The organism is Myxococcus sp. MH1 (assembly GCF_059738865.1).
Genome location: NZ_AP026947.1, coordinates 7,116,145 through 7,142,176, shown reverse-complemented (window position 1 = coordinate 7,142,176; position 26,032 = coordinate 7,116,145). Strand labels below are relative to the sequence as shown.

The 26,032-nt window shown below is 70.6% G+C and carries 23 protein-coding genes; 14 read left to right on the top strand and 9 right to left on the bottom strand.

Features of this window, described 5'->3' with window-relative positions; translation table 11 throughout:
• Window positions 1–3: 3 nt before the first annotated feature.
• A complete protein-coding gene (locus tag AC6JA9_RS27780) occupies window positions 4–1,410 on the bottom strand; it encodes an aminotransferase-like domain-containing protein (RefSeq protein ID WP_497958099.1) in 1,407 nt (468 codons plus the stop codon).
• 123 nt (window positions 1,411–1,533) lie between these two features.
• Between AC6JA9_RS27780 and AC6JA9_RS27775 the strand changes: the two genes are divergently transcribed.
• From AC6JA9_RS27775 to AC6JA9_RS27765, 3 genes are all read left to right on the top strand, one after another.
• Entirely contained in the window at window positions 1,534–2,421 is an 888-nt protein-coding gene (locus tag AC6JA9_RS27775) for a PhzF family phenazine biosynthesis protein (RefSeq protein WP_497958098.1), read from the top strand.
• Between the two features lie 310 nt (window positions 2,422–2,731).
• Window positions 2,732–3,169, top strand: coding sequence for a hypothetical protein (locus AC6JA9_RS27770; RefSeq protein ID WP_497958097.1), 438 nt, complete (start codon window positions 2,732–2,734; stop codon window positions 3,167–3,169).
• Window positions 3,170–3,325: 156 nt separating this feature from the next.
• A complete protein-coding gene (locus AC6JA9_RS27765) occupies window positions 3,326–4,249 on the top strand; it encodes a diacylglycerol/lipid kinase family protein (protein WP_223751700.1) in 924 nt (307 codons plus the stop codon).
• Here AC6JA9_RS27765 and AC6JA9_RS27760 read toward each other — a convergent pair.
• Complete coding sequence (locus tag AC6JA9_RS27760) at window positions 4,239–4,943, bottom strand: hypothetical protein (RefSeq protein WP_497958096.1); 705 nt, start codon at window positions 4,941–4,943, stop codon at window positions 4,239–4,241. The genes AC6JA9_RS27765 and AC6JA9_RS27760 overlap by 11 nt on opposite strands.
• A gap of 137 nt (window positions 4,944–5,080) precedes the next feature.
• On the opposite strand from AC6JA9_RS27760, the gene AC6JA9_RS27755 reads away from it, so the two are divergent.
• From AC6JA9_RS27755 to AC6JA9_RS27740, 4 genes are all read left to right on the top strand, one after another.
• Window positions 5,081–6,241, top strand: coding sequence for a sensor histidine kinase (locus AC6JA9_RS27755; protein ID WP_497958095.1), 1,161 nt, complete (start codon window positions 5,081–5,083; stop codon window positions 6,239–6,241).
• Between the two features lie 289 nt (window positions 6,242–6,530).
• Window positions 6,531–7,172: a response regulator gene (locus tag AC6JA9_RS27750; protein ID WP_497958094.1), complete on the top strand. Its 642-nt coding sequence runs from the start codon at window positions 6,531–6,533 to the stop codon at window positions 7,170–7,172.
• A 132-nt stretch (window positions 7,173–7,304) separates the two neighbouring features.
• Window positions 7,305–8,360 carry a DUF72 domain-containing protein gene (locus AC6JA9_RS27745; RefSeq protein ID WP_223751697.1) on the top strand — a complete coding sequence of 352 codons (1,056 nt, stop codon included), beginning with the start codon at window positions 7,305–7,307 and terminating at the stop codon, window positions 8,358–8,360.
• A 280-nt stretch (window positions 8,361–8,640) separates the two neighbouring features.
• On the top strand, window positions 8,641–9,012 hold the full coding sequence (locus tag AC6JA9_RS27740) for a Smr/MutS family protein (RefSeq protein ID WP_223785406.1): 372 nt from the start codon (window positions 8,641–8,643) through the stop codon (window positions 9,010–9,012).
• Here the strand turns inward: AC6JA9_RS27740 and AC6JA9_RS27735 are convergent.
• The 4 genes from AC6JA9_RS27735 to AC6JA9_RS27720 all read right to left on the bottom strand — a co-directional run bounded on the left by AC6JA9_RS27735 (window position 8,994) and on the right by AC6JA9_RS27720 (window position 15,273).
• Window positions 8,994–11,753, bottom strand: coding sequence for an SNF2-related protein (locus AC6JA9_RS27735; RefSeq protein ID WP_141332169.1), 2,760 nt, complete (start codon window positions 11,751–11,753; stop codon window positions 8,994–8,996). The genes AC6JA9_RS27740 and AC6JA9_RS27735 overlap by 19 nt on opposite strands.
• Window positions 11,754–11,954: 201 nt before the next feature.
• On the bottom strand, window positions 11,955–13,301 hold the full coding sequence (locus tag AC6JA9_RS27730) for a DUF58 domain-containing protein (RefSeq protein ID WP_497958093.1): 1,347 nt from the start codon (window positions 13,299–13,301) through the stop codon (window positions 11,955–11,957).
• A complete protein-coding gene (locus AC6JA9_RS27725; protein WP_223751694.1) occupies window positions 13,298–14,233 on the bottom strand; it encodes an AAA family ATPase in 936 nt (311 codons plus the stop codon). The genes AC6JA9_RS27730 and AC6JA9_RS27725 overlap by 4 nt, the downstream gene beginning before the upstream one ends.
• 80 nt (window positions 14,234–14,313) lie before the next feature.
• The gene (locus AC6JA9_RS27720; RefSeq protein ID WP_370640440.1) at window positions 14,314–15,273 is read right to left on the bottom strand and encodes a hypothetical protein; all 960 of its coding nucleotides are present in this window, start codon (window positions 15,271–15,273) and stop codon (window positions 14,314–14,316) included.
• A 49-nt stretch (window positions 15,274–15,322) separates the two neighbouring features.
• On the opposite strand from AC6JA9_RS27720, the gene AC6JA9_RS27715 reads away from it, so the two are divergent.
• Window positions 15,323–17,470 carry a peptidylprolyl isomerase gene (locus AC6JA9_RS27715; RefSeq protein ID WP_497958092.1) on the top strand — a complete coding sequence of 716 codons (2,148 nt, stop codon included), beginning with the start codon at window positions 15,323–15,325 and terminating at the stop codon, window positions 17,468–17,470.
• A gap of 10 nt (window positions 17,471–17,480) precedes the next feature.
• Here the strand turns inward: AC6JA9_RS27715 and AC6JA9_RS27710 are convergent, their stop codons facing one another.
• The gene (locus AC6JA9_RS27710; protein ID WP_223751691.1) at window positions 17,481–18,596 is read right to left on the bottom strand and encodes an HD domain-containing phosphohydrolase; all 1,116 of its coding nucleotides are present in this window, start codon (window positions 18,594–18,596) and stop codon (window positions 17,481–17,483) included.
• A gap of 236 nt (window positions 18,597–18,832) precedes the next feature.
• On the opposite strand from AC6JA9_RS27710, the gene AC6JA9_RS27705 reads away from it, so the two are divergent.
• The 4 genes from AC6JA9_RS27705 to AC6JA9_RS27690 all read left to right on the top strand — a co-directional run bounded on the left by AC6JA9_RS27705 (window position 18,833) and on the right by AC6JA9_RS27690 (window position 23,002).
• On the top strand, window positions 18,833–19,834 hold the full coding sequence (locus AC6JA9_RS27705) for an NAD(P)H-dependent amine dehydrogenase family protein (protein WP_223751690.1): 1,002 nt from the start codon (window positions 18,833–18,835) through the stop codon (window positions 19,832–19,834).
• 14 nt (window positions 19,835–19,848) lie between these two features.
• On the top strand, window positions 19,849–20,298 hold the full coding sequence (locus tag AC6JA9_RS27700) for a MaoC family dehydratase N-terminal domain-containing protein (RefSeq protein ID WP_046714763.1): 450 nt from the start codon (window positions 19,849–19,851) through the stop codon (window positions 20,296–20,298).
• The gene (locus AC6JA9_RS27695) at window positions 20,298–20,987 is read left to right on the top strand and encodes a MaoC family dehydratase (protein ID WP_223751689.1); all 690 of its coding nucleotides are present in this window, start codon (window positions 20,298–20,300) and stop codon (window positions 20,985–20,987) included. The genes AC6JA9_RS27700 and AC6JA9_RS27695 overlap by 1 nt, the downstream gene beginning before the upstream one ends.
• A 170-nt stretch (window positions 20,988–21,157) precedes the next feature.
• Window positions 21,158–23,002 (top strand): acyl-CoA dehydrogenase family protein, encoded by a 1,845-nt coding sequence (locus AC6JA9_RS27690; RefSeq protein ID WP_497958091.1) that lies wholly within the window; start codon window positions 21,158–21,160, stop codon window positions 23,000–23,002.
• A 139-nt stretch (window positions 23,003–23,141) separates the two neighbouring features.
• Here the strand turns inward: AC6JA9_RS27690 and AC6JA9_RS27685 are convergent, their stop codons facing one another.
• Both AC6JA9_RS27685 and AC6JA9_RS27680 read right to left on the bottom strand, forming a co-directional pair.
• A complete protein-coding gene (locus tag AC6JA9_RS27685; RefSeq protein ID WP_497958090.1) occupies window positions 23,142–23,591 on the bottom strand; it encodes an ExbD/TolR family protein in 450 nt (149 codons plus the stop codon).
• Window positions 23,592–23,610: 19 nt separating this feature from the next.
• A complete protein-coding gene (locus AC6JA9_RS27680) occupies window positions 23,611–24,330 on the bottom strand; it encodes a MotA/TolQ/ExbB proton channel family protein (RefSeq protein ID WP_267700362.1) in 720 nt (239 codons plus the stop codon).
• Window positions 24,331–24,373: 43 nt separating this feature from the next.
• Between AC6JA9_RS27680 and AC6JA9_RS27675 the strand changes: the two genes are divergently transcribed.
• Both AC6JA9_RS27675 and AC6JA9_RS27670 read left to right on the top strand, forming a co-directional pair.
• The gene (locus AC6JA9_RS27675; protein ID WP_473571185.1) at window positions 24,374–25,204 is read left to right on the top strand and encodes a DUF4292 domain-containing protein; all 831 of its coding nucleotides are present in this window, start codon (window positions 24,374–24,376) and stop codon (window positions 25,202–25,204) included.
• Between the two features lie 60 nt (window positions 25,205–25,264).
• The gene (locus tag AC6JA9_RS27670) at window positions 25,265–26,026 is read left to right on the top strand and encodes a cyclic di-GMP-binding domain-containing protein, MshE-related (protein ID WP_141324748.1); all 762 of its coding nucleotides are present in this window, start codon (window positions 25,265–25,267) and stop codon (window positions 26,024–26,026) included.
• Window positions 26,027–26,032: the final 6 nt, after the last annotated feature.

Here is a 26,032-nt window from a genome sequence, read left to right as displayed (position 1 = left end):
TCGTCAGACGATGGAGGCGAGGGGCTCCGGCCCTCCCTCCAGCGTGTCTTTCAGGCGCTGGAGGCCCTTCTCCAGCGCGGCGCGGGTGCGCGGTGCTCCCAGGCACACGCGCACCGCCGCCGGCGCGGTGGCGGGCCCCACGCTGAAGACCTCTGCGGGTGTCACGGAGACGCCGCGCCGCCGGGCCTGGGACGTGAAGGGCTCCGCCCGGAAGCCGCCGGGCAGCTCGAGCCACAGGTGATAGGTGACGTGGTTCGCGGGAATGCGTCGCAGCCTGTCTCCAAGGATTTCCTTCGCCAGCTCCAGTCGCTCCCGGGCCTCGCGTCGACGGCGGGTGACGAGCTCGTCCGCGGTGCCGTCGTTCACCCATCTCGCGGCGAGCTCGGCCGTGAGCGCGGGCGTCATGCGTGAGGCGAGCGCGGCCTCTTCCGCGAGGCGCTCCGTACCAGGGCCCTCGGGCGCCGCCAGGTAGCCGATGCGCAAGCCCGGGGCGAGCAGCTTGGAGACACCCGCGATGAACCAGCCGGACTCGGGCAGGAGCGCGCAGAGCGGGGGTGGGCGCTTGTCGAGCAGCAGCCCGTAGGCATCGTCCTCCACGACGGAGAGCCCGTGCTTGCGAGCCACGGCGGCGATGCGGCGGCGGCGCTCCTCGGACATGACGGCGCCGGTGGGGTTCTGGAGATTGGGCAGACAGAAGAGGACCTTCGCGCCGCCCCGGCACGCGGCCTCCAGGGCTTCGGGCACAAGTCCTTGCGCATCCATGGCCACGCCCTGCAGACGCAGGTGGAGGCGGCTGGCGAGCACCTTGAGGCCCGGATAGGTGAGGGCCTCGCAGAGCACCGTGTCGCCCGGGCGCGTGAGGACATTGAGCGCCACCTCCATCGCGTGCTGGCCACCGGAACACACCATGACGCGCGCCGGGGACACGTCGAGGCCGAAGCGGGACATCCACTCGGCGCCGGCCTCGCGGTGCGAGAGGTGGCCCAGGTGCGGGGCGTACTCGAGCAGCTCCGCGACGCGGGGCGAGCGCTGCACGGCGTCCAGGGGCTTCGCGAACGCGGTGCCGGCCGGGTCGCCTGATGGCGTGGCGGGCCAGTTGAGGCCCAGCTCCACCAGGGCGTCATCCCCTTCATCTGGTGCGGGGGAGGGCAGGTGGCGGGGCGTGTCGCGGTGGCGCACGAAGGTGCCTCGGCCCACCTCTCCGCCGATGAGGCCTCGGCGCTCCGCCTCCGCGTAGGCCCGGGTCACCGTGCCCACGGTGACGCCGACCTTCTCAGCGAGCTCCCGGTGGGTTGGCAGGCGTGTCCCCGGAGCGAGGCGGCCCTCCTCGATGTCCGCGCCGAGCGCATCCGCGATGACCCGGTACAGCGGACCCTCTCGGTCGCGGAGGTTGGGCGTCCAGATTGTCATGGTGACAATTCATACGGTTGACGGGCGGCTCCGCGCAATGCATCGATTGTGTCGATTCTTGAGGTCGATTGTTTCGGTACAATCCTCGGCCATCGAGCGAGGTGGCCAGCGGAGGAGCACACCATGCAGGTGAGCATTGTCGATGCCTTCACGCGGACGCCGGGAGCCGGCAACCGCGCGGGCGTGGTCCTGGATGCGGCGGGGCTGGGCGTGGACGCCATGCAGCGCATCGCCGCGGCGGTGGGCGCGTCGGAGACAGCCTTCGTGTTGGCGGGCCCCGGAGCGCAGGGAGTGAAGCTGCGGTACTTCACGCCGGAGGCGGAGATTGATTTCTGCGGCCACGCGACTGTGGCGACGTTCCATCTGCTAGCCGAGCGAGGGCTGTTGCCGCGCTCCGGGGCGACGCGGTTGGAGTGCGCGGCGGGGGGGCTCGACGTGGAACTGGAGGCGCTGGAGTCGGGTGGCAGCCGCGCGTGGATCGTGACGCCCAAGAACCCGTGGCTGGAGTCGCCGGTTGCGCTGTCACAGGTGCTCGCGTTGGTGGGCGGGACGGTGGAGATGGTGGAGGCGACGCTCCCGGTGCGGCGCAATGCACAGCGGCTGATGGTGCCGTTCCGTCGGCGCGAGGATGTGTGGGCATTGGCGGCGCGCTCGGGGGCGCTGGCGGAGTTGCTCCGGCCGCATGGGCTGCGTGGTCTGTATGTCTTCACGCGCGAGACGCGTGAGGCGGGGAGCGTGGCGCACTCGCGCTACTTCGTGCCGGGGCTGGGGGTGCCGGAGGATCCTGTGACGGGCTCGGCCGCGGGGCCGCTCGGGATGTACCTGGCGATGCACGGTGCGCTGGAACTGCCGGCCTCGGGTGGAACGGTCCGGGCGCGCATCGAACAGGGCGACGCCATGGGCAAGCCGGGGCGCATCGAGGTCGAGGTCTCCGGTCGCGCGGGCCATCCCGAGCAGGCCCGCATCGGCGGTGTCGCGGTGACGGTGCTCGAAGGCTCGCTGCGCGTTTGATTCGGACTGCTCGAAGGTCCTCTCGGGCCCGTTGGTGAAGTCCGCGGTGACAGTCCTCGACGGCCCGCTGCGCGTTTGAATCGTGCAGCGGGACTGTGTCCGAGCGACTGCTCGATTCGCGGATGAAGTCCGAGCTGGCGCTGCGGTGAGACGCGTCTGGGCTTGCGCCTCGCGTTTTTTGTGGCTTCTTGTCCGTGTCGGGCAGCCAGCCCGTCCGCGCCGCATGCGATTGCTTGCCTACAGCTATGTGGGGTCCCGGGAGATACGACAGCGCTCGCTCGGGACTCCCGGGACACCCGTGACGTCTGCGTTGGCGCTCCGTTCCTGGCTCTCCGTTCAGCCGGAGGCCTTCAGCGAAGGAGCGACCTACGTCGTCGACCTGCTCGGACGCCTGCGTCTGGCTCCGCGCCGCTCCGAGCACGTCGCATGCGCGGACGGCGAAGAGGTGCTCGCGGCCGGAGAGCTTCGCTTCCGGCTGGATGCAGGACAGCCCTCCGTCGCCGAGGTCTCGAACCTGTCCACCGGCTACTGCCCGGACGTCACCTGCTGGGCGGTCGTGGCCCGGGCCCTGGCGCCCTTGGGGCTCCACTCGCCCACCGGCTTCACCGGGGCGATGGACTTCCGGCGGTGCCTTGCGTGCGGTGAAGTCACCCTGGTGAAGGAGCGGTGGTTCGTCTGCGCCTTCTGCGACGCGGACCTGCCCTCTGACTGGAATGTGTCACTCGCCCGGGAGGTGGACGTGGAGTGACGGCATCGTCGTGCCTCAAACGGCCGGGACCTGTGCGCTGCGTCAGCGGAGGGGCGGGGTCGCGGGGACCTGGACGACCTGGGGAGGGGTGTCGCGAAGTGGAGGTTGGCGCCACAACCGCGTAAACAGGGGCGTTACAGGGAGGGGTAGGTGCCGATGAAGACGTTCCTCGTGGTCAACCCGCGCAGCGCGAATGGTCAGACTGGAAAGCGCTGGGTGGAGATTGCCGCGCAGGTGGGAAGGGTGCTCGGCGACTTCGGGCATGGCTTCACCCAGGGCGGGATGGACGCCGCGCGCATCACCCGGGAGGCCATCGACCAGGGCTACGAGTGCATCGTCGCCGTGGGCGGTGACGGCACCCTCAACGAAGTGACGAACGGCTTCTTCCGCGACGGCAAGGCCATCAACCCGAACGCCGCCCTCGGCCTCATCCCCCGTGGCACCGGCGGCGACTTCCGCCGCACCTTCGGCTGGGGCCTGGACCTGGAGTCGTCCCTGGAGCGCCTGCGCACCGACACCACGGAGCCGTTCGACGTGGGCCGGCTCGACTTCATCGACAACGACGGCAAGCCCGCGACGCGCTACTTCGCGAACATCGCCTCGTTCGGTGTCAGCGCGGTGGTGGCCCGCGAGGTGAACAGCGGCAGCAAGGCGCTCGGCGGCAACTTCAGCTTCGTCTGGGGCACGCTGAAGGGCCTGGTGAAGTACACCGAGCGCAAGGTGAAGGTGTCCACCGACGGCGGGCCCGCGCAGACGCTCGATGTCACCGCCGTGGCCGTGGCCAATGGCCGCTACTTCGGCAGCGGCATGTTCGTCGCGCCCGACGCCATCACCCACGACGGCGCCTTCGACGTCACCATCTGGTCCGGCTATGGCCTGAGCGACTTCCTGCTCAAGTCGAAGGGCGTCTACAACGGCTCCCACGTCACCTGGAAGGGCACGCGCCGGCTGCGCTGCCAGTCCGTGCATGCCGAGCCCGTCGACGAGCAGGAGGTGTTCCTCGACGTCGATGGCGAGACGCCGGGCCGCCTGCCCGCGACGTTCACGCTCCTGCCCTCGGCCATCCGCATCAAGGTGTAGCCGGCGCCGTGGCGACGTTGGCGCGGGACTTGGGCGCGAACTTCTTCAGGTAGTACCGCTCCCACAGCTTGAGCCCGGTGACGCCCACCACGGTGGGCCCGAGGAACACCGCGAGCTGCATGCCGTTGATGCCCAGGTGTCGCGCGTTGACCACGAGCACCGCCGTCAGCGTCGCGATGCCCGAGCCCACCATGGCGCCCATGTGCTCGAACCACCAGTGCATGCGTGTCTGGGGCGGGCGCAGCCAGTAGCGGAGCGATGACGCTCCCAGGAAGATGCCCACGAACGAGAAGCCCCAGAGCAACGGCATGCTCACCGCGAGCCCCCACGCCGCCGTGAACAGGCCGAGCACGAGCGTCAGCGCCGACATCCCGAGGTCAAAGGGATTGCGATTCGCAGTCGTCCTCGCGCGGGTGCGCAGCACTCGCACGCCCATGGACGCGGACGTGCCACTCAGGACGCTGATGTAGATGAAGAACAGGGCCGCGGAGCGCTGTGCCGGGTCGTGCAGGAACCGCCAGCCGGACAGGAGGAAGCCGGTGAGGGACACGGCGGCCATCGCCGCCACGTAGACCCAACCCACGCGTTTGTGGAGCGTGCCGCCCTTTCGGGCCACCAGGGGCAGCCAGAGCGCGGTGAACCCGATGACCCCCGCGGTGATGTGGAGCGTGCGAGCCAGGGCATAGAAAGACATGCGAGCCTCCCGTGTGCTGCGAGACGAGGCCAAGGTACGGGAGCGCTCCGGGGCCCACATCTGCGGGAAGTCACACGGGCGCCCTGTGACTTCCGGCACATGTCCACCCGGAAGGGGAGGTCCTATGCTGCCCCTCCATGGCCTCGAGGCACCACACGCGCAAGTCGGCATCGGTCCACCGGTTGTTGCTCGTGGCCGGGCTGCTGACGTGGGCCGTGGTCGGCTCCTCCTACATGGAGGAGATTCTCCGGCGCCCCTCGGTGCTCGCCTCGCCGCGCGTGCTGGCGTGGTTCCTCGGGTTCCTCGCGTTCGGCGTGGGGTACTGGCGAAGTGCTCGTTCACGGGGGCAGGGCGGTCCGGTGCTGATGGCCGTGCAGACCGTTGCGGCGCTCGTCGTCATCGCCACGGGAGGCACGGGCGTGGAGGGCGCGCTGCTCGCCATCATCGCGGGACAGGCTCCCGAGATGATGTCCCAGCGTCGCGCGATGGTCTGGGTCCTCGCGCAGTCGGTGGCGATGCTGGGCGTCTTCCTCGTCATCTACCCGCTGGAGCGCGCGCTGCTCCAGACGCTCATCTTCGTCGGCTTCCAGGGCTTCACGCTGGGCTCGGCCGTCGTCATGGTCCGTGAAGCCAAGGCCCGCGCCGAGCTGGCCCGGCTCAACGTGGAGCTCCAGGCCACGCAGGTGCTGCTCGCCGCGCGGGAGCGGGAAGGGGAGCGGCTGCGCATCGCGCGGGAGCTCCACGACTCCTTGGGACATCACCTCACCGCGCTGTCGCTGAACCTGGAGGCCGCCGTGCACACGGTGAAGGACCCGGCCTCGGTCGAGCATCTGCGTCGTGCCCGCGAGGCCTCGCGCACGCTGCTCTCGGAGGTCCGGCAGTCGGTGTCCGCGTTGAGGGAGTCACCCGAGCCGTTGCTCGCCACGCTTCGCGAGCTCGCGCGAAGCACTCCAGGGCTCACCGTGCATCTGGATGTGCCGGAGACTCTGGCGCTCGATTCGCCGGAGGCGACCCACTCGCTCATCCGCTGCGTGCAGGAGGTCCTCACGAACACGCTGCGCCATGCGCGAGCGACGCAGCTCTGGGTGCGCATCGCGCCCGAGGAGGACGGCGGGGTCCGCGTCTCCACGCGGGATGATGGGCATGGCGCTCGTGCTCCGACTCCGGGCGCGGGGCTGACGGGGATGCGCGAGCGCTTCAGTCGACTGGGCGGCCGCGTGGAGTGGCGCGCGGAGGAAGGGCAGGGATGGGAGCTGAGCGCATGGTTGCCCGCGGCGCGCGGCACGGAGCTCTCGTGAGTCGCTCGACAGTGAGTCGCGCGTATCCGATGAAGAGTCGTGACAGGGGCATGCGGAGGATGACCGCTGAATCCCTGGATGGCTCCGGTGCGCGGGGCGGAGCGCTCTTGCGTCGCTTCATTTTGAGTCGCGCACAGCAGATGGCACGCGTGACAGCGTCGCGCGGAGGCCGGGCGGAGAATGCAGCTGAAGCCAGGGCTGCCTGCGACGCGCGAGCCCGAACGCTCATGCATCCCTTCATCCGAGAGCGCGTGCAGCCAATGGCGTCCTGTGACTCGAGGGCCCGCGGATGATTCGTCTCGTCCTGGTGGATGACCACGCGCTGGTGCGCCAGGGGCTGCGCAGCCTGCTGGACCTGACTCCGGACCTCCGTGTCGTGGGCGAAGCGGTGGACGGTGAGGATGCGCTGGCCAAGGTGGCCGAGCTGAACCCGGACGTCGTGCTGATGGACGTGCGCATGCCGCGCATGACGGGCATGGAGGCGCTCAGGCGCCTGCGCCAGGAGCCGGTGAACCGGCGCGTGGTGCTGCTCACCACCTTCGACGAGGACGCCGCCATCGTCGAGGCGCTGCGCGCGGGCGTGCAGGGCTTCCTGCTCAAGGACGTCTCGCTGGAGGAGCTCGCGGACGCCATCCGCCGCGTCCACGCTGGCGAGACGCTGCTGCCGCCCGGAGTCGCCGAGCGTGTCGCGCGTGGACTCGTGGACCTGGGCCGCGACTTCCCGCACGCGGAGCTGCCCGAGGGCCTCACGCGCCGCGAGGTCGAGGTGCTCCGCCTCATCGCCCGGGGACTGAGCAACCGCGAGATTGCCCAGGCGCTCGGGACGGCGGAGGGGACCGTCAAGAACCAGACCTCCAGCATCCTGTCGAAGCTCGGCGTCCGCGACAGGACGCGCGCGGTGCTCCGGGCCATGGAGCTCGGCTGCCTGTAGGACGGACATCCCCCTTGGGGAGTCCCTAGGTTCTGAGGCAACCTCCTGAATCCCGTGGAGTCCGGCGTTATGTGCGCTGGACGTGCGGCCCGCCGTCGCGGGTCCACGGGACGCAGGACGTAGGAGATGCCGATGGCCCCTCAGCGTGGACCTTCCCAGCTCGACCTCTTCACCGGCGCGCCCGCCGAGGCACCCGCGCGTGCCCGGAGTCGGAGCCAGCCGGTGGAGCCCGCGCCGGTACAGGACTCGCTCGCGTCCCTCGGTCAGCAGCTCCCCACTGGCGTCTTCCTGGGCACCTCGTCGTGGACGTTCCCCGGCTGGTCCGGCCTCGTCTACGACCACGAGGCCTCCGCGTCGCAGCTCGCGCGCGAGGGCCTGTCCGCGTACGCGCGTCACCCCGTGCTGCGCACCGTCGGCATCGACCGGACCTTCTACGGCCCCATCTCCGCCGAGGCCTTCGCCGAGTACGCCGAGCAGGTGCCCGCCGACTTCCGCTTCCTCGTGAAGGCGCACGAGGTCTGCACCCTGGCCCGCTTCCCCGTGCACGAGCGCTACGGCGCGCACCGAGGCCAGCTCAACGAGCGCTTCCTCCACGCCGCCTACGCCGAGGAGCACGTGGTGCGCCCCTTCGTCGAGGGCCTGGGCGACAAGGGCGGCCCGCTCGTCTTCCAGTTCCCGCCGCAGGACCCGCAGGGGCTCGGCGGCACCGCGCGCTTCGTGGAGCGCCTCCACGCGTTCCTCTCCGCGCTGCCCAAAGGGCCCCTCTACGCGGTGGAGGTCCGCAACGAGGAGCTGCTGACGGAGGGCTTCGCGCAGGCCCTGGCGGACGTGGGCGCCTGTCCCGTGCTCGCGGTCTGGGCCCACATGCCCTCCATGGGCATCCAGGCCAGGCGCACCCGCGCGCTCGACGCCCGCGCGCTGGTGGTGCGGTGGATGCTGCCGCCGAACCTCGGCTACGAGGAGGCTCGCGCCCGCTACGCGCCCTTCAACCGGCTGGTGGACGAGGACGTGCCCACGCGCGACTTGCTGGCGCGCGCGTGTCTGGCGGCCCTGCGTCGTGAGCGCCCCGTCTTCGTCACCATCAACAACAAGGCCGAGGGAAGCGCGCCACTGTCCGCCATCAAACTGGCGGAGCGCATCGTCACAGGTACGACCAAGGAGGGGGACCAGCGAAGCGTCGCCTCATGAACGGGGGCTTGCCACCGAGCACGACTCTTGCTTACCTCATTAGGCATGAAGTCCGTCCTGCTCGCGGCACTGATGGTCCAGATGACGACAGCCGGTGGCGCTGGCGCGCGGGAGAAGCGCGCGGACGCACACCGCAGCGTGGCCGAGGATGAGGACGTTTCCAGGCACCTGTCGGCCCTGAAGAACGAGCTGACGTCCGTGTCGGAGCAGTTCCGCGCCGCTCGGGAGCGACGCCGGCTGGAAGCCGAGCAGAAGAAGCGCGAGTCAGGAGAGTGGACGAATGAGCCCGCGTCGCCTGCCCCCGCTGCCAGCAAACGAGCCCTCGCTCCCACCGGAGGGGCCGGAACCCCCGCCCCCTGATGACGAAGTCGTCGAGCTGCCCATCGACGGCACCCTCGACCTGCATTTCTTTCAGCCTCGCGAGGTGAAGCCCCTCGTCATCGAGTACCTCTGGGCCTGCCGCCAGAAGGGCCTGCTCGATGTGCGCATCATCCACGGCAAGGGCACCGGCGCGCTGCGTCGCACGGTGCATTCACTGCTGCCGAAGCTGGAGGAGGTGGAGTCGTTCCGCCCCGCCTCCGAGTTCGACGGAGGCTGGGGCGCGACCTGGGTGCGGCTCAAGCCGCTGGAGGCTCAGGACAGCCAGAAGTAGGCGGAGGCGATGAGCGCGCGCTTCTCCGTCACCTTCGCCTTCTGGGCGAGCTCGGCGAGCTGACGGTCCTTGGAGGCGTAGCGCTTCTCCTCCTCGTTGCGCAGCGAAGACAGCTTGCGGCGGTACTCGCGCTCCATCCGGTCCGAGTTCGCCCGGGCCTTGGCGCGCTCCGCGACGTCCTCCACCGTGGTGACCTGCTTGCGCGCGTCGATCCACTGCTGGCGCGCCGCCTCCACGCCCTCGCGGGACTCCATGAGGCAGTCCTCGACGTAGCGGTCCGCGCGCTCCTTGGCCTTGTCCAGCTCCAGCGCGTTGCGGCGCTCGGCGGCGCGGACGATTTCGTCCTTCGCGGCCACCAGCGCCTGCTCCTGCATCAGCTGCACGGACACCGGCGCGGGCTGGCGGCGCTTCTCGTCCTTGGCGGACAGCTTCACGAAGTGCGCGCCGTCCTGGAGGGGCAGGGCGCGGAAGTTGCCCTCGCGGTCCTTCACCAGCACCAGGTGGACCAGCTTCTCCTCGGGCTTGAGGCCCGTCGTCTCGAACTTGTAGACGAACCACCAGCCCTCGCTGCCGGCCAGCCGCGCCAGTCGCGACGGGAGCCCCGAGGCGTCGAGCTGCAGGTAGCTGACCGCGTCCTGCTTGCGCTCCTTGACGGCGTAGGCGGCCTTGGCGATCTCCAGCCGGCCGGAGGTGCGGCTGCCCAGCACGGAGCTGGTGAGCGCGCGCGCCTCCTGCTGCCGCTTGGCGAGGGCCTCCTTGGTCTGCTCGCCCTGGCCGCGCAGGCGGCGGCGCACGTCACCGTCGAAGCGCTCCAGCACCACCGAGCGCATCTCCGTCATGCGCTTGCTGATGCGCGACTCCATCTCCGCGCGCAGCTTGTCGAACGCGGCGTTGATGTCCTCCACCTTCCGGCAGCCCTGGTAGATGTCGAGGATGCGGCGCTCGAAGTCGACGCCGCTCTCCAGCGCGCCCAGGATTTCGTCGGAGGCGCCGAAGACGCCGTCGAAGAGGTTGAGCTTCTTCTCCAACAGCTCGAACAGGCGCGCGTCCGCCGCGTTCGCGCGGTTGAGGAAGTTGATGACCAGCACGTCCCGCTGCTGCCCGTACCGGTGGCAGCGGCCGATGCGCTGCTCCACCCGCTGCGGGTTCCAGGGCAGGTCGTAGTTCACCACCAGGTTGCAGAACTGGAGGTTCAGGCCCTCGGCGCCGGCCTCGGTGCAGATGAGGATCTGCGTCTTGTTGCGGAACTCGTCGACCAGCGCGCGCCGCTCCTCGGGCGTGCCGGCCATGTCCCCGGACAGGAGCGAAATCTTGCCCCGGTAGCCGTTGTCCGACAGCAGGTTGAACAGGTACTGCTGCGTGCGCTTGGACTCGGTGAAGATGAGCGCCTTCTCCGGCCAGCCGTGCGCGCGCATCACCCCGAAGGTGCGGTCCAGGCCGCGCTTGAGGGCCTCGCCCTTGGCGTTGACCTTGATGGAGTCCGCCAGGTCCGCGTACTGCCGCAGCTCCCAGACCTCCTGCTCCAGCACGCGGATGTTGGGCGCCTTGGCCGGATCATCCGACCACTCCTCGCCCTCCTCGACGTACTGCTTGGCCTCCTCCGGCTCGAACATCGCCAGGGCCTGCTGCCCCAGCTTCGCCGCCTGCAGGCGCTTCTCCAGGTTGTCCGACAGCCGCCGCAGCGTGGGCGCGATGGCGTACGTGGAGGACGCCAGCAGCTTGCGGTAGCACAGCGTCAGGAGCGTCTTCTTGCCGGGTTCAATCGCCGCGGCCTCGGAGCGCTGCAGGTACTCGCTGACCTTCTCGTAGAGGTCGTGCTCCTCGGGCGAGGGCGTGAAGTCCTCCACGATGGAGCGGCGGTTGGTGTACCGGACGTACTCGCGCACCTGCCGGCGCAGGGTGCGTTGCACCACGGGGGCCAGCCGCTCCTTGAGCTCGCACGCGGCGGCCTCGGACATGCCGCCGCCCTCGTCCACGCGGTAGCGGCTGCGGAAGGCGTGCTCGGGGCCGAGGATCTGCTCGTCGAGCAGCGACATCAGCCCGAACAGCTCCATCAGGTCGTTCTGGAGCGGGGTGGCGGTGAGCAGCAGCTTGGGCTTGCCCGCCAGGGACGCCTTGAGCGCCTGGCCCATCTTGTTGTTGGCGCGGTGGGCGTTGCGCAGGCGGTGGGCCTCGTCGATGACGATGAGGTCCCACGGGATTTCCGACGTCAGGTGCGCCTTGTTGGCCGCGAACGGGTGCGAGCAGATGACGGGGAAGGGCTGGTCGAAGCAGTTGCCGGTGGCGCGCACGGTGCGGCCGTCCACGAGCACGCTGTCCAGGTCGAACTTCTCGCGCAGCTCGCTGTTCCACTGTGCGCGCAGCGTGGCCGGCGCGAGGATGAGGATGCGCGTCTTCCCCTCGGCCATCAGCTGGGCGATGACGAGCCCCGCTTCAATCGTCTTCCCCAGGCCCACCTCGTCGCCCAGCATGCAGCCGCCGCGCGACAGCGAGTCGAGCGCGAACATGGCGCCCTCGACCTGATGCGGGTTGAGGTCCACCTTCGCTTCCGACAACGCGCCCGCCAGGCGCTGCTGCGTGTCACCACTGCGCGCCAGCAGCTCCTCGGCCAGCAGGCGCTCGTGGAAGTGCGTCAGCGACTGGACCGGCTCGGTGGGCTCCGCCCGGGCGGCGATGGCCGCCGCATCCGCCTCGACTTCCAACCTCAATCCCCTCGCGACCTCCGCCAAGACCGTCTCCATCCGTGCTGTTTCAGGGGGCCCGCCGATGCGGCGGGCGAGAGAGACGCGCCATTTTGTTGACGAAGGCCCTCATGTAAAGGGGGTCGTGTCCGAGGCCGAAAAATCGGCCTCCGCGCGATTGGCATGCTTCTTCGCGAGCGACGCGCGCGCGCGCCGTATGTGCACGCCACACGAACTTTCCGCTGGACATATTCGCGAGGCCTACAACAGCCCGCGCGACTTGACGTCCAGGTACACGTTGAGCGCGGCGGCGCCGAAGCCCTGGGCCGGCGCGCGCACCACCAACGCCCCCGCGTCGCGCAGCGTGGTGGCGGTGCGGCGGAACTCGGCTTCCAGCCGCGTGGCGGCCTGTCGCGCGTAGGCGTCCTGGGCCGCGTCGGGCACGCGCGTGGCCGCGTCGCGCACGTCCTCGTCCAGCAGCGAGGCCACCACGGGCAGGTGCCGGGGACGCAAGGCGAGCGTGCGGGTGAGCAGGCCCGCGGAGGCGTCCGGGTCCACCAGGTCCGTGAAGAGCACCACGAGCGTGCGGCGCGTCTGGCGGGCGAAGGCGAAGTCGTAGGCGCGGCCGTAGTCGCTCTCCTCGAGCGCGGCCTCGGCGCGGTAGAGCGACTCGGTGATGAGGCGCAGGTGCTCGTGGCCCTTGCGAGGAGGCAGGTACGTGAGCACGTCGCTGGCGAAGGACATGACCCCCACCACGTCTCCGGCGTCCAGGCCCACGCGCGCCAGCCGCAGCGCCGCGTCCACCGCGTGGTCCAGCTTGCGCCGGCCGCGCACCTTGCCGGCCATGTGACGGCCGCAGTCCAGCAGCAGCAACATGGGCTGGTGGCGCTCGGGCTGCCACGTGCGCACCAGGGTGTTGGCGTGACGGGCGGAGGCCTTCCAGTCGATGTGCCGGTAGTCGTCGCCGGGGCGGTACTCGCGCAGCGACTCGAACTCGCGACCCTCCGCGGCGCGGCGGCGCAGGGTGCGCTCCGAGGGGGAGTCCGAGGCGCGCGCCAGGCTCAGCGCCTCGCGCGAGAGCGCGGTGAGGTCTGGATAGATCTTCACCGCCTGCTCCGCCCTCACGCGCACCTGCCGCGCGCACAGGCCGAGCGGGCCGGGCAGTCGCAGGTGCACGTCGCCGAAGCGTGCGTCTCCGCGAGACGGTGGGGTGACGAAGTACGTCATCCTCGGGGCGGGCTCGCTGGGGGCGCCTCGGGGCGGCAGCACGACGGACTGTCGGTGGTGGTGGCTCGCGACGACCAGGGGCGGCTCGTCGCGCACCTCCACGCGCAGGGGCGAGGTGCCCGTGTCATGGCGCTCGAGGGCCAGGTGCACGGGGTTGCGCGTGCCGGAGGAGAGGATGGGCTCGACGACGCGTGTGACGGTGACGTCGCCCTCGCGAGGCGCGCGCAGGAAGTCCACGGCGCACAGCGCGAGCACCGCCACGTCCACGGCCAGCGCGAACCAGCCGAAGGTGGGGCTCGCCACCGAGAGGGCGGCGGGGACGAGCGCCACGGCGAGCAGCGCCACGGCGAGGCCCGTGGGGACCGGGCGGCCCAGGCTCACCGGGGGACCCGGACCCGCTCGAGCGTCTGCTTCAGCACGTCGTCGGAGGTGAGCCCCTCCACCTCGGCCTCGGCCTTGAGCAGCAGGCGGTGGTTGAGGACGCTGCCGGCCACGCCCTTGACGTCATCGGGGGTGACGAAGTCGTTGCCCATCAGCGCCGCGCGGGCCTTGGCCGCGGCGAGCAGCGCCTGCGCCGCGCGGGGGCTCGCGCCCAGTCGCACGCGGGGGTTGGCGCGCGTGTCGCGCACCACGGCGACCACGTACTGGAGGATGGAGTCGTCGCAGGTGACGCGGGCCGCGCGGGCCTGCAGCTCCAGCAGGGTGGGGGCGTCCAGCACGCGCTCGACGGAGGGCACGCGGCCCTCGCGCTGGTGGAAGGCGCGCAGCATGGTCGTCTCCGCGTCCGAGTCCGGGTAGCCCACGCGCACGCGCATGAGGAAGCGGTCCAGCTGCGCCTCGGGCAGGGGATAGGTGCCCTCGAGCTCCAGCGGGTTCTGCGTGGCGACGACGAAGAAGTGCGGCGGCAGCGCGTGGGTGACGCCGTCGATGGTGACCTGGCGCTCCTCCATGGCCTCCAGGAGCGCGGCCTGGGCCTTGGGCGGCGTGCGGTTGATTTCGTCCGCCACCAGGACCTCCGTGAAGATGGGGCCCTTCACCAGCCGGAAGGCGTTGTCCTGCGGCTGGAAGACGTTGGTGCCCAGGATGTCCGCGGGCATCAGGTCCGGGGTGAACTGGATGCGCGTGAAGAGCAGCCCCAGCGCGCCCGCCATGCTGCGCGCGGTGAGCGTCTTGGCCACGCCGGGCACGCCCTCCAGCAGCACGTGGCCTCGCGCCAGGAAGGCCGTCACCAGGTCCGCGAGCACGCGGGGCTGACCGAAGACGGTGCCGCCGAGCGCGGCGGTGAGGCGGGACAGGGGCGTGGCGTCGGACATGGTGCGCTGGACGGTAGAACGGCCGCGCGCGGCGCGGCACCACTTTCGTGGCGTCCGGGCCGCGCGGGCGGGAAGGGGCGTCAGTCCTGACGGCCCTTGAGTCCCAGGAACGCGCCGATGAGCGCGCCCACCGAGCCCAGGATGCCGATGAAGACGCCGAAGCTGGGCGACGAGTTCATCATCTCCGAGTTGCCCACGGGGCTGGGCACCAGCGCCGTGTCCGAGGACACCTTGATGAACACGATGCACCAGATGAGGCACAGGAACGTGGTCAACAGCTGCGCCATCCACGGCACCACGGGGTTGAGCTTGGGGAAGGTGGCGCGCACGCGCACGCCGATGGCGCCCATCGTCAGCAGCGCGAGCAGGAAGGCGCCGAAGCCCAGGCTCATCAAGCCCAGCGCGTCACCGTCCGCCGCCGTCTCCTTCCACGGCACGAAGCACGACAGGACCACGAGCCCCGCGCTGTAGAAGGCAATCTTGTCGCCGGCGCTCATCGCGCCCAGCAGGTCCTTCGCGTCCTGGATGAGCTCGTCCGGGTCGGCGATGGCGCTGTTGTTCTCCTCGTCCTCGTCGCGCGCGCCTCGGGCCCACGGGTCGGGCCCGGTGGCGGCGGGGGCGGGCGCGGGCGCCGGGGCACGACGCGGGGCGGTGCCGCCACTGCGCGCGGGCGCGGGACGGCTGGCGCGCTGCGAGGCGCTCCGGGCGATGTCGTCCACGCTGCGCACGTTGGTGGCGTCCCCACCCGCCGCGGCGGTGGGAGCGGGCCGGGCGCCGGACTTCGCGGGGCGGGGGCGCGCGGGGGCGGGCTTCCGGGCGGGAGGTGGACGGGGGGCTTCTCCGACGCCCGTGTCCTCATCGTTGTCCGCGGGGGGCTCGGCGGAGAGGAACGAGCCGTCGATGATGTAATCGCAGACGGGACAGATGGATGAGTTGGCGGCTACCTTCGAGCCGCAGCCAGGGCAGTTCAGGACCGGCGCTCCTGCTGAGAGATGCGAAGGCGCATCTTCCGGGGCCGGGGCGGACGTGTCAAACGGCACGCGGCCTAACCCCTGGATTTTCGCGGGGAATTGGCCTAGGCCCCAGCCCATGCGCCGCTTGAGCCCCGTCCGACTTCCCCACGTCTGCCTGGCCCTCGTCGTCCTGCTCTCCGGGTGTCACCGCGGTGTCCGCGGCTCCGACGAGGCGCCCCCGGACCCGGAGGTGATGGCGCGCATCCTGGACTGGGAGGACCGCCGCTCGCTCGGTGACGGGCAGCTCGCGGCGCTGGCCCACGACGCGCCGGACGCGCGAATCCGGGCGCGGGCCTATCGCGCGCTGGCGCGCATCCAGGACCTGGCCTCGCTGGACGTGGTGGCGCGGGGGCTGAAGGACCCGGAGCCCCGCGTGCGCGGTGAGGCCGCCTTCGCGGTGGGCGAGCTGGCGCTGGCGTGGGAGGCCCCGACGGACGCCGAGCGCGCGCGGCTGGTGGCGCCGCTGCTCGAGGCCGAGGCGGTGGAGCGGGACGTGGACGCGCGTGACGCGCAGCTCGACTCCCTCGGACGGCTCGCGACGCCGGACGCGCTGGCGCGGCTGGTGGAGCGCCTGCAGGCAAAGGAGGTCGCGACGGCGGGCAAGGCCGCGCTGGTGCTCGGCGTGGCGGCGCGGCGGGGCGGCGCGGCGGTGGTGAAGGACGTCCCGCTGGCGCCCGCGCGGGCGTTGCTCGCGGCCGGGGTGCCGGTGGAGTCGCGCTACGGCGCGGCGTACCTGCTCGCCACGGCGAAGCGCGCCGAGGAGCTGCCGACGCTGCGCCGCTGCCTTTCGGACGAGGACGCGGACGTGCGCGGCCTGTGCGCGAAGGCCTTCGGCGACGTGGGCGGTCCGGAGGACGCGGTGGTGCTGGGGCGGCTGCTGGATGACTCGGTGCCGCGCGTGGCGGCGGAGGCGGCGCGCTCGCTGGCGAAGCTCGCGGCGATGTGTGGCGGGCCCTGCGTGCCGCTGGACGTGCTGGAGGGCCTTGCGCCTCGGGCGAAGCGTGTGGCGCGCGGCATGGAGACGCCCGTGCCCACGAGCGCGACGCCCCGGGTGGAGACGCTGGCGCGCTCGGCGGATGGTCACCCGTTGCTGGCGCTGGCGCAGCAGGGCCTGCCGGACTTCGGCGCGCCGGTGCTGGTGGCGCTGCGGCTGGCGCTGGCGGACGCGGAGCGGGGCGCGGCGTCGGACCTCGCGCGCGCGGACCTGGGCTGGCTCGACTGTCGGCTGGCGGCGGCGTTGGACCGGCAGCGCGGCGTGGTGGCGGACGTGCGCACGTGCGGCTTCGACAAGGTGCCCGAGGAGCGCCGGCTGGCGCTGGGCCTGCGCGAGGTGGCGCTCTTCTCGAAGAAGACGCCCGCGGACTTCGCGGTGGGCTACCTGCGCCACCCGGCCGCGCGCGTGCGGCTCACCGCGATGGAGGTCCTGGCCGCGCGCCCCGTGCTCCGCGGCGCGACGGCGGTGAGCGCGCTCCTGAAGGATGAGGACCTGGTGGTCGCCGGCGCCGCGGCCGCGACGTTGGGACTGCTCAAGCCCCCCGCGATGCCTCCGGAACTCGAGGCGCTGGCGGAGCGGGTGCCGTCCCAGCCGGACCTCGCGGACCCGGTGGCGGGCGCGCTGGTGGCCCTGCAGGGACAGGCCGCGGAGCCCCGGTTCCGGCAGTGGCTGTCGCTGCCTCACGCCAACGTGCGCCGCGTGGCCGCCGAGTCGCTGACGAAGCTCACCGGCCAGCCCGTGCGCTCCGAGCGCGTGGAGCTCCCCGCCTACGCCTTCCGCCCGGAGCCCGCGCCCAAGGGAGCGGGGCTGGTGCTGCGCACGGACAAGGGCGACATCACCGTGCGGCTCGACGCGGACGAGGCACCCCTCACGGCGGGCAACCTGTACGCGCTCGCGCGCAAGGGCTACTTCAACGGCGTCACCTTCCACCGCGTGGTGCCGGACTTCGTCGCGCAGGGCGGAGACCCGCGCGGGGACGGGGAGGGCGGGCCGGGGCACTCCATCCGCTGCGAGATGACGCGCCGTCCGTACACGCGCGGCACGCTCGGCATGGCCCTGTCCGGCAAGGACACGGGCGGCAGCCAGTTCTTCTTCACGCACGCGCCCCAGCCGCACCTGGATGGCCGCTACACGGCCTTCGGCGAGGTGGCCTCGGGGATGGACGTGGTGGACGCGCTGCTGGAGGGCGACGTCATCCGCGAGGTCACCGCGGTGACGCTGTCGCCCTGACGGCCGTCGCTCAGGCGCCGCTCGCGCGGGCGAGCGGTGCGGGGACCCCGAGCGGGTGGCTGCGCCAGCGCTGGTTCTCCTCCTCCTCGAGCTGCTCCACCTGGTGGCGGATGCGCTGCCACTCCGTCTCCGGGATGCGCAGGAACGCATCCGCCAGGTTCGGGTCGAACTGGGTGCCCGCGCAGCGGCGGATCTCATCCCGCGCCACGCTCATGGGCCGCCCCTTGCGGTAGGGCCGGTCGGAGGTGATGGCGTCCACCGTGTCGGCGATGCAGAAGATGCGCGCGCCGATGCTGATGTCCTCGCGGGACAGCCCCTGGGGATAGCCCTTGCCGTCCCAGCGCTCCTGGTGCTGCAGGACGATGAGCGCCGCCTCGTGCAGGTAGGGCATCTTCGCCATCATCCGGTAGCCGAACTCCGGGTGCTTGCGCATCTCCACCCATTCGTCCGGCGTCAGCGGCCCGGGCTTGAGCAGGATGGAGTCGCGCACGCCAATCTTGCCGATGTCGTGCAGCAGCGCTCCCTGCTCCACCACGTCCAGCGCGGCGCCCACCAGCCCCACCTCCTCCGCCAGCCGACGCGAGTACAGCGCCACCCGACGCGAGTGCCACTGCGTCTCCGTGTCGCGGTAGTCCAGCGCGCTGATGAGCCCGTCCAACAGGCCCGTGGTGCGCTCCACCACCCGACGCTCCAGGTCCTGGTTGATGGCCACCAGCTCCGCGTTCTTCTCCGCCACCTCGCGCGTCAGCCGCTCGTTGGCCTCCACCAGCCGGTAGTGCTCCACGGCCTGGCGCACGCTGCTCGTCAGCTCGCTGAGCGACCACGGCTTGCCGAGCAGCCGGAACACCTCGCCGCGGTTGACCGCCTCGGACGCGACGCGGAAGTCCGCCGCCGCCGTGAGCATCAGCCGCACCGCCCTCGGGTTCTTCTCCCTCAGGGCGCCCAACAGCTCGATGCCGTTGAGGTACGGCATCATGAAGTCCGTCAGCACCACGCAGAAGCCCACCTCGCGCGCGGCGAGCGCGGGGTCGCTGTGCGTGACGACGTCATAGCCTTCCGTCTGGAGGATCCGGGAGAGCGCGGCGAGGATGAGCACGTCGTCATCCACCACGAGGATGCGGTCCATGTTGGAGGGTCTCCGGGGGATTTTGGGCCTGTCTTTCTTTATACAGCCTTGTCGCGCACCCAAACAGGGCCCCCCGACGGTTTGCGCGCGCAAGCCCCGGAAATCCTTGAAGGTTCTCGCATTGCGCAAGATGCGCGGAACCAAGTGATGCTTGCCTGCCCGCCAAGGTGTGATTTATGGTGCGCGGCAAGGCTGCGTTTCAGCGCTAACCCCTTGGAATCCTGGAGCAATCTCCGATGGCTAGAGCCCCAGCAGGGCCGGTGCCGGTGGTCGTGATGGGGCTGGGATTCATCGGGCAGGAGATTGCCAAGGCATCCCTGTCCAGCCCGGAAGTGGAATTGATTGGGGCCGTGGATACCCATCCCTCCCTGGTCGGTCGCCCCTTGGGTGACGTGCTGGGAGGTCCCGCGCCGCGCGTGAAGGTGGTGGACTCTCTGGAGAAGGCGGTGGGCCGGCGCAAGGGCGTGGTGCTGCTGCACGCCACGGGCTCGCGGCTGCCGCAGGTGATGGAGCAGCTGCTGGAGGCCATCAAGCTGGGCCTGCCGGTGGTCAGCACGTGCGAGGAGCTGGCCTTCCCCTATCTCAACCACCCGGAGCTGGCGGACAAGCTGGACCAGGCCGCGCAGCGCGCCGAGGTGGCGGTGCTGGGCGCGGGCGTCAACCCGGGCTTCATCATGGACCGGCTGGTGGCCACGGCCGGTCAGGTGTGTGGGCCCGTCAGGCGCGCCACCGTCACGCGGGTGGTGGACGCGCGCACCCGGCGTGAGGCCCTGCAGCGCAAGGTGGGCGCGGGGCTGACCGAGGAGGAGTTCTTCGAGTTGGTGGATGGTGAGCAACTCGGCCACGTGGGGCTGGTGGAGTCGGCGGCACTCGCGGCATTGGGGCTGGGGTTGGATTGTGATGACTACGAGGAAGAGGTAGCCCCCGTCTTCGCCGAGGAGGACATCTCGGGCGGAGCGTTCGCGGTGAAGAAGGGACGGGTGGCGGGCATGTTCCAGTCGGTGGTCGGGTTGGAGGACGGGCAGGAGCGGGTGCGACTGGAGCTGACCATCGCCGTGGGGGCAGAGGACCCGAAGGACCGCATCGAAATCGATGCGGACCCTCGATTGGTGCTGGAAATCCCGGGGGGAGTGGCGGGCGACCGGGCCACCGCGAACGCGCTGGTGAATGCCGCGCCACGCTTGACGGCCGCCGAAGCTGGGCTCCTCACGGTGCTCGAGCTTCCGGCCGGACGCTAGTCAGGAGAGGGATAATGCTGGACAAGAATGCGATCGGCCGTGCCTCGCCGCCGACGCTCAACGAAGTGGAGAAGGGTGCCATCCGCCGCTTCGCGGAGGCCATCGGCGACTACAACCCCATCTACTACGACGAGGAGTACTCTCGGGCCTCCGGTTACCCCACCATCATCGCGCCGCCCACCTTCCCCGCGTCCTTCCATTCGGCCGCGGACCTGAGGGAACTCTTGGGGGTGGGCATCAAGAGCCTGCTCCACGCGGAGCAGGGCTTCGAGTACGAGCGCCCCATCTTCGCCGGAGACCGCATCTACGTCTCCACGCGCGTGGCGGACGTCTCCGAGCGCCAGGGCCCGTCGGGGAAGATGGACATCGCGGTCATCGAGGACGAAGGCCGCGACGAGGAAGGCAACCTGGTGTTCCGAGCCCGCCGGACGCTCGTGGTCCGCGCCACCAAGGAGACCCCGTGATGCCCGCGCGCAAGCTCTACTTCGAGTCCATCCGCGTCGGGGACGAGCTGCCCGCCCTGGCCAAGGCCCCCGTCGACCGCGTGCAGCTGTCCCGGTACGCGGGCGCCTCGGGGGACTACAACCCGGTCCACGTCGATGAGCTCTACGCCAAGAGCGTGGGCATGCCGAGCGTCTACGCCCCCGGCATGCTGGTCATGGGCATGCTCGGCCAGCTCATCAGCGACTGGGCCCGCGGCGGCCAGATGCGCCGCTACAACGTGCGCTTCAACAAGATGGTCTGGCCGGGCGACACCGTCGTCTGCAAGGGCCGGGTGAGCAACCGCCACGGCACCGGCGGCCGCTACTACGTCGAAATCGACCTGTGGGCGGAGAACCAGCGCGGTGAGCTGGTGATGAAGGGCGGCGCGCACATCCAGCTCTTCTATTCGCTCGAGGACGAGAACCGTCAGCGCTCGGGTCAGAGCCCCATCGTCATCGAGGTGCCCCGCGAGAGCCTCGCGGCCCCCGTGCCCACCCCCAGCAGCACCGGTGGGGTGAGCGAGGCGACGGGCGCCTCCGAGGACGACGAAGGGGACGACGAGGACTCGGACGAGCGTCCGGCCGGCGCCTCCTCCAAGAAGACGGCGCCCCGGGAGAAGCCCGCCGCCAAGACGGCGACGCTTCCCTCGGCCAAGAAGGTCAAGAAGTAGCGCTTTGCAGTCCTGCGGTGGGGGGCAGACGGGTTGCCCCTCAACGCAGGGTGTCATTCAGGGTTGACTCAAAAATCAGTCGCCGCCACACTTCCTGTGTCTCAATTTCGCGCCGCTGACCCGAGGCCCTCCCTGGAGGGTGGGCAGCGAGCCGTCACGCAGGAGTGGCCATGTCCGCCGGCATCAACACCTACAAGACCGACCTCCGAGAGATCTTCTTCACGTTGTTCGAGCAGTTCGGCTTCGGCCAGGTGGCCGGTCAGGCGCCGTACGACGCCTGGGGCCCGGACGAGGCGAAGGCGGTGCTGACGGAGACGTACCGCTTCGCGCGCGAGGTGCTCGGGCCCCTCAACTCCGTGGGAGACCGCGAGGGCTGTCGGGTGGAGAACGGCTCCGTCTACACGCCCACGGGCTTCAAGGACGCGTGGAAGAAACTCTACGAGCAGGGCTTCAAGACGGTGGCGGTCAGCCCCGAGCACGGCGGCCAGGGCGCGCCGATGATGCTGCAGGTGACGGTGGAGGAGCTGCTGTCGGGCGCCAACACGGCCTTCAACATGTACCCGGGCCTGTCCTTCGGCGCGGCCGAGGTCATCGCGGAGTGCGGCACGAAGGAGCAGCAGCACCTGTTCGTGGAGCGCATGCTCAACGGCACGTGGGGCGGCACCATGTGCCTCACCGAGCCGCACGCCGGCTCCGACGTGGGCGCGGCCAAGTCCACCGCGCGCCGCAACGGTGACGGCACGTACAACATCAAGGGGACGAAGATCTTCATCTCCGGCGGCGACCACGACATGGCGGAGAACGTCATCCACCTGGTCCTCGCGCGCATCGACGGCGCGGCGCCCGGCACCAAGGGCCTGTCGCTGTTCATCGTCCCCAAGCTGCGCATCGGCAAGGACGGCAGCTCGGGTGCGTCCAACGACGTGTCGGTGGGCTCCATCGAGCACAAGATGGGCATCAACGGCTCGGCGACCTGTGTGCTGAACTTCGGTGAGAACGACGGCTGTCTGGGCGAGCTCGTCGGCACCGTCGAGCACGTCGGCATGAGCCAGATGTTCAAGATGATGAACGGCGCGCGCATCGCCGTGGGCATCCAGGGCGTCGCGCTGGCGAGCGCCGCCTACTACAACGCGGTGGACTACGCGAAGGACCGCAAGCAGGGCTCCCACTTCACCAAGTGGAAGGACCCCACCGCGGCGCGCGCGGCCATCATCGAGCACCCGGACGTCCGCCGCATGCTGCTGGACATCAAGGCCCACGTGGAGGGCATCCGCGCGCTCATCATCAAGCTGGCGCACCACCTGGACAAGGCGCGGCAGCTGGCGGGCAAGGACGACGAGGCGGCCACCTACCACAAGGGCCAGGTGGAGCTGCTCACCCCGCTGGTGAAGTCCTACGGCTCCGACCAGTCCTTCCGCCTGTGCTCGCAGGCCATCCAGGTGTACGGCGGCGCCGGCTACATCCAGGACTACCCGGTGGAGCAGTACACGCGCGACTCGAAGATCTTCTCCATCTACGAGGGCACCAACCACATCCAGGCCATGGACCTGGTGGGCCGCAAGCTGGGTCAGGCCGGCGGCGCGCACTTCCAGCAGTTCATGGGTGACGTGGGCGCCTTCGTCGAGGCCAACCGCGAGCACGCCGTGTACGGCGAGGCCGTGAAGATCCTGGCGAGCGCCCAGGAGGCGCTGATGTCCAGCGCGATGACGGTGTTCGGCTGGTCGCAGGACGGCGGCAAGTTCCCGCTGATTCCGCTGTCCGCCAACCGCTTCCTCAACATGATGTCCGAGGTCGCCGTGGGCTGGCTGCTCCTGGACGCGGCGCTCATCGCGGAGAAGGCCAAGGCGGAGCTGTCCGCGGACCACCCGGACCGCGCCTTCTACGACGGCAAGAAGTACAGCGCGCTGTTCTACGCGCGCAACGTGCTGCCCAACGTGGAGCAGGCCGCGCGCCTCATCGCCCTCGAGGACACGTCCCCGATGGAGATCACCGACGCCGCGTTCGCGTCCGTCTGAGCGGGGAAGGCCCGCTCCTGGAGTCGAGGCGCCCCACGTGAATGGGGCGCCCGCCTGAAACACTCGAGGCCACCCTGGGGAGCCCTGGCTTCCCGAGGTGGCCTCGATGCTTTCCAGCGGTGTGCCGTGGGCTGGCGGGTCAGTCGCCCTCGCGCACGCCGATGGCGAGCTGACCCAGGCCGGCCTTCTTCGCCAGCTCCATCACCTGGACGACGGTGCCGTGGGGCACGCCCTCGTCGGCCTGGACGATGACGACGGTGTCCGGGTCCTTCACCTTGGCCTCGTCGAAGGACTTCTGCAGCTCCTCCTGGGTGACGACGTTGCCGGCGAGCACGAAGCGGCCGTCGGCGAGCACCGCCACCGACAGGTCCGTCGTCTTCGCGGTGACGTCGGCCGCGCCGCCCTTGGGCAGGTTCACCTTGAGGCCCGCCTTGGCGCCGCCTCCCGGGCCCTGCTGGACGATGACCGAGCTGGTCACCATGAAGATGATGAGCAGCACGAGGAAGATGTCGGTGAGCGGGGTGATGTTGATCTCCGCGAAGACGCCTTCATCGCCGTCGTCGGACCCCGGTGTCTTGCCCATGGCCATGGTGCGTTCCTTCCGGGCGTCAGGCCGGCTGCGAGTCGGCGCGGGAAGCGGCCGGGGTGTCGGTGCGGGGCGAGGGCTCCGGAGGAGGTCCCCCCGCGGCGCGCTCCTTGAGCAGCTCCGCGAACTCGTCGCCCATCAGCCGCAGCTCCACCAGCACGCGCGACAGCCGGGCCTGGAAGTAGTTGTAGAAGACCATGGCCTGCACGGCGACGAGGATGCCGACGGCGGTGGCCACGAGCGCCTCCGAGATGCCCGTCATCACCGCGGCGCTGCCGCCGGTGCCGCCCGCCTCCACGTCCAGGCCCAGGTCCTTGAACGAGCGCATGATGCCCGCCACGGTGCCGAACAGGCCCACGAAGGGCGTAATGGAACCGATGGTGGCGAGGATCCACAGGTTGCGCCGCAGCTTGAGGCCCACCTGCGCGCGCTCGCGCTCCACGGCGGCCTCCACGCCCGCGCCGCCCGAACCCCGGCTGCGCTCCCAGCGGTCGAAGCCCGCGAGGAAGATGTCGGCGGCCACCGAGTCGGAGCGCTCGGCGGCGGTGCGGGCCGCGGCCACGTCGCCGCGAAGCAGGTGCTTGCTGACCGCCTCGCCCAGCAGGCGCGAGCGCTCGCTCACCCCCCAGAGGGCGATGATGCGCTCGACGGCCACGACGAGCGCGGCGACGGAGGCCAACAGCAGCAGGGCCAGGGTGACTCCGCCCAGGCGGAGGTAATGCAGGATGTCGTTCAGGCTCATTGGTGGGTGACCCGGCAGGGCGCCATGGCCCAGACTAGGACATATGAACCGCGCAGCCGCCGCAATCTTCCTGGGAGTGCTCTGTTCGGGTTGCCCCAAGCGCATCGAGTTCGGCCCCGAGGGCCAGCTCACCGACGCCGAGGTCGTCTACGAGCGCGTCCGGGCGAACCAGGAGAACGTCGTGACGCTGGAGGGGGACGCGAAGCTGCGCGTCGAGTCCCCGCAGCAGAGCGGCACCATCGGCATGTTCCTCGCCGTCACCCGGCCGGCCTTCCTGCACCTGGAGACGTTCGACTTCTTCAACCGGCCCCTCGCCTCCCTGGTGGGGGACGGCTCGCGCTTCGGCCTGTACCAGGCCCAGACGCATACCTGGTACCAGGGGCCGGCGAGCCCCGAGAACGTCTCGCGCTTCCTTCCCGTCGTCCTGCCGGGCGAGGAGCTGGTGGCCATCCTCCTGGGCCAGGTGCCCCTCCTCCCGCCCGAGCGCAAGACGCTGGAGCTGGACACGAAGGAGGGCGTCTACGTGCTCACGCTCCACCGGGGGGCGGCCACCCAGGTGCTACAGGTTCACCCCAAGTACTTGCGCGTGGTGCGCAGCCAGGTGCGGGGCGTGCCGGGGTACGACCTGGCGTTCGACGACTTCCTGGAGCAGGGCGGGCTCATCTTCCCGGGCAAGGTGGAGCTGGAGGCGAAGCAGGCACAGACGAAGCTCCAGGTGCGCTACCAGCAGATCAAGCTCAACGCCCGGCCGGACCTGACGCTCTACGAGCTGGTCCCGCCGGAGGGGGCCAAGGTCGTCGAGGTGGATGACTCCGGGCGTGAGCAGCCGGTCGGTCCCCCCGAGTCGCCGGCACCCCCGGCGCCGGGTTCCTGACCGGCCAGGCACGGAAGAAGAAGCGCGACGGCTGGACTCGGGTAGAGTGGCCCCCACGACATGGCACAGATCAAGCTTGGAGAATTGCTGATCAAGGCGAATGTGCTCCAGGAGAGCCAGCTCAAGGCCGCGCTCGCCGAACAGGCGAAGTGGGGCGGCAAGCTCGGTGAAATCCTGGTGCGGATGAGCCTCGTCTCCGAGGACATCCTGGTGCGGGCGCTGTCCAAGCAGCTCGGCATGCCGGCGGTCAACCTGGACGCGGTGCAGGTGGTCGCGCCGCACGTGAAGGCGAAGATTCCGGCGCAGACGGCGCGCGACTTCTCCGTGCTGCCGCTGCAGCTTCGCGACGAGGGAAAGACGCTGGTGGTGGCGATGTCGGATCCGCTCAACGTGCGGATGCTCGACGAGCTGCGCGCCGTGACGAAGTGCCGCATCATCCCCAACGTCGCCGGCCGCACCTCCATCGCCCGGGCGTTTGCTCGCATGTACGAGCAGAACATGGAGCTGGAGGACGCGGACACCAACTTCAAGGTGGTGGACGCCCAGGGCCGCACGGTGGTGAAGAACCTCAAGGACCTGGACCCGGCGGCGGCCGCTGTCGCCTCCGCTCCGGCGCCCAAGCCCGCTCCCGCCGCGCGCCCGGCACCGCCGGTCGCGGAGGCCCCTCGCGCGTCCTCGGGAGGTGGCAGTCCGGCGGACCTCCTGCGCAGCGTGGAGGAGGTGCAGCGCAAGGAGGTGGCGGCCCTGAAGGCGATGGTGGAGCTGCTCATCGAGAAGAACGTCTTCTCCCGCGATGAGTACCTCGCGAAGGTCAAGCGGTAGCTCTGC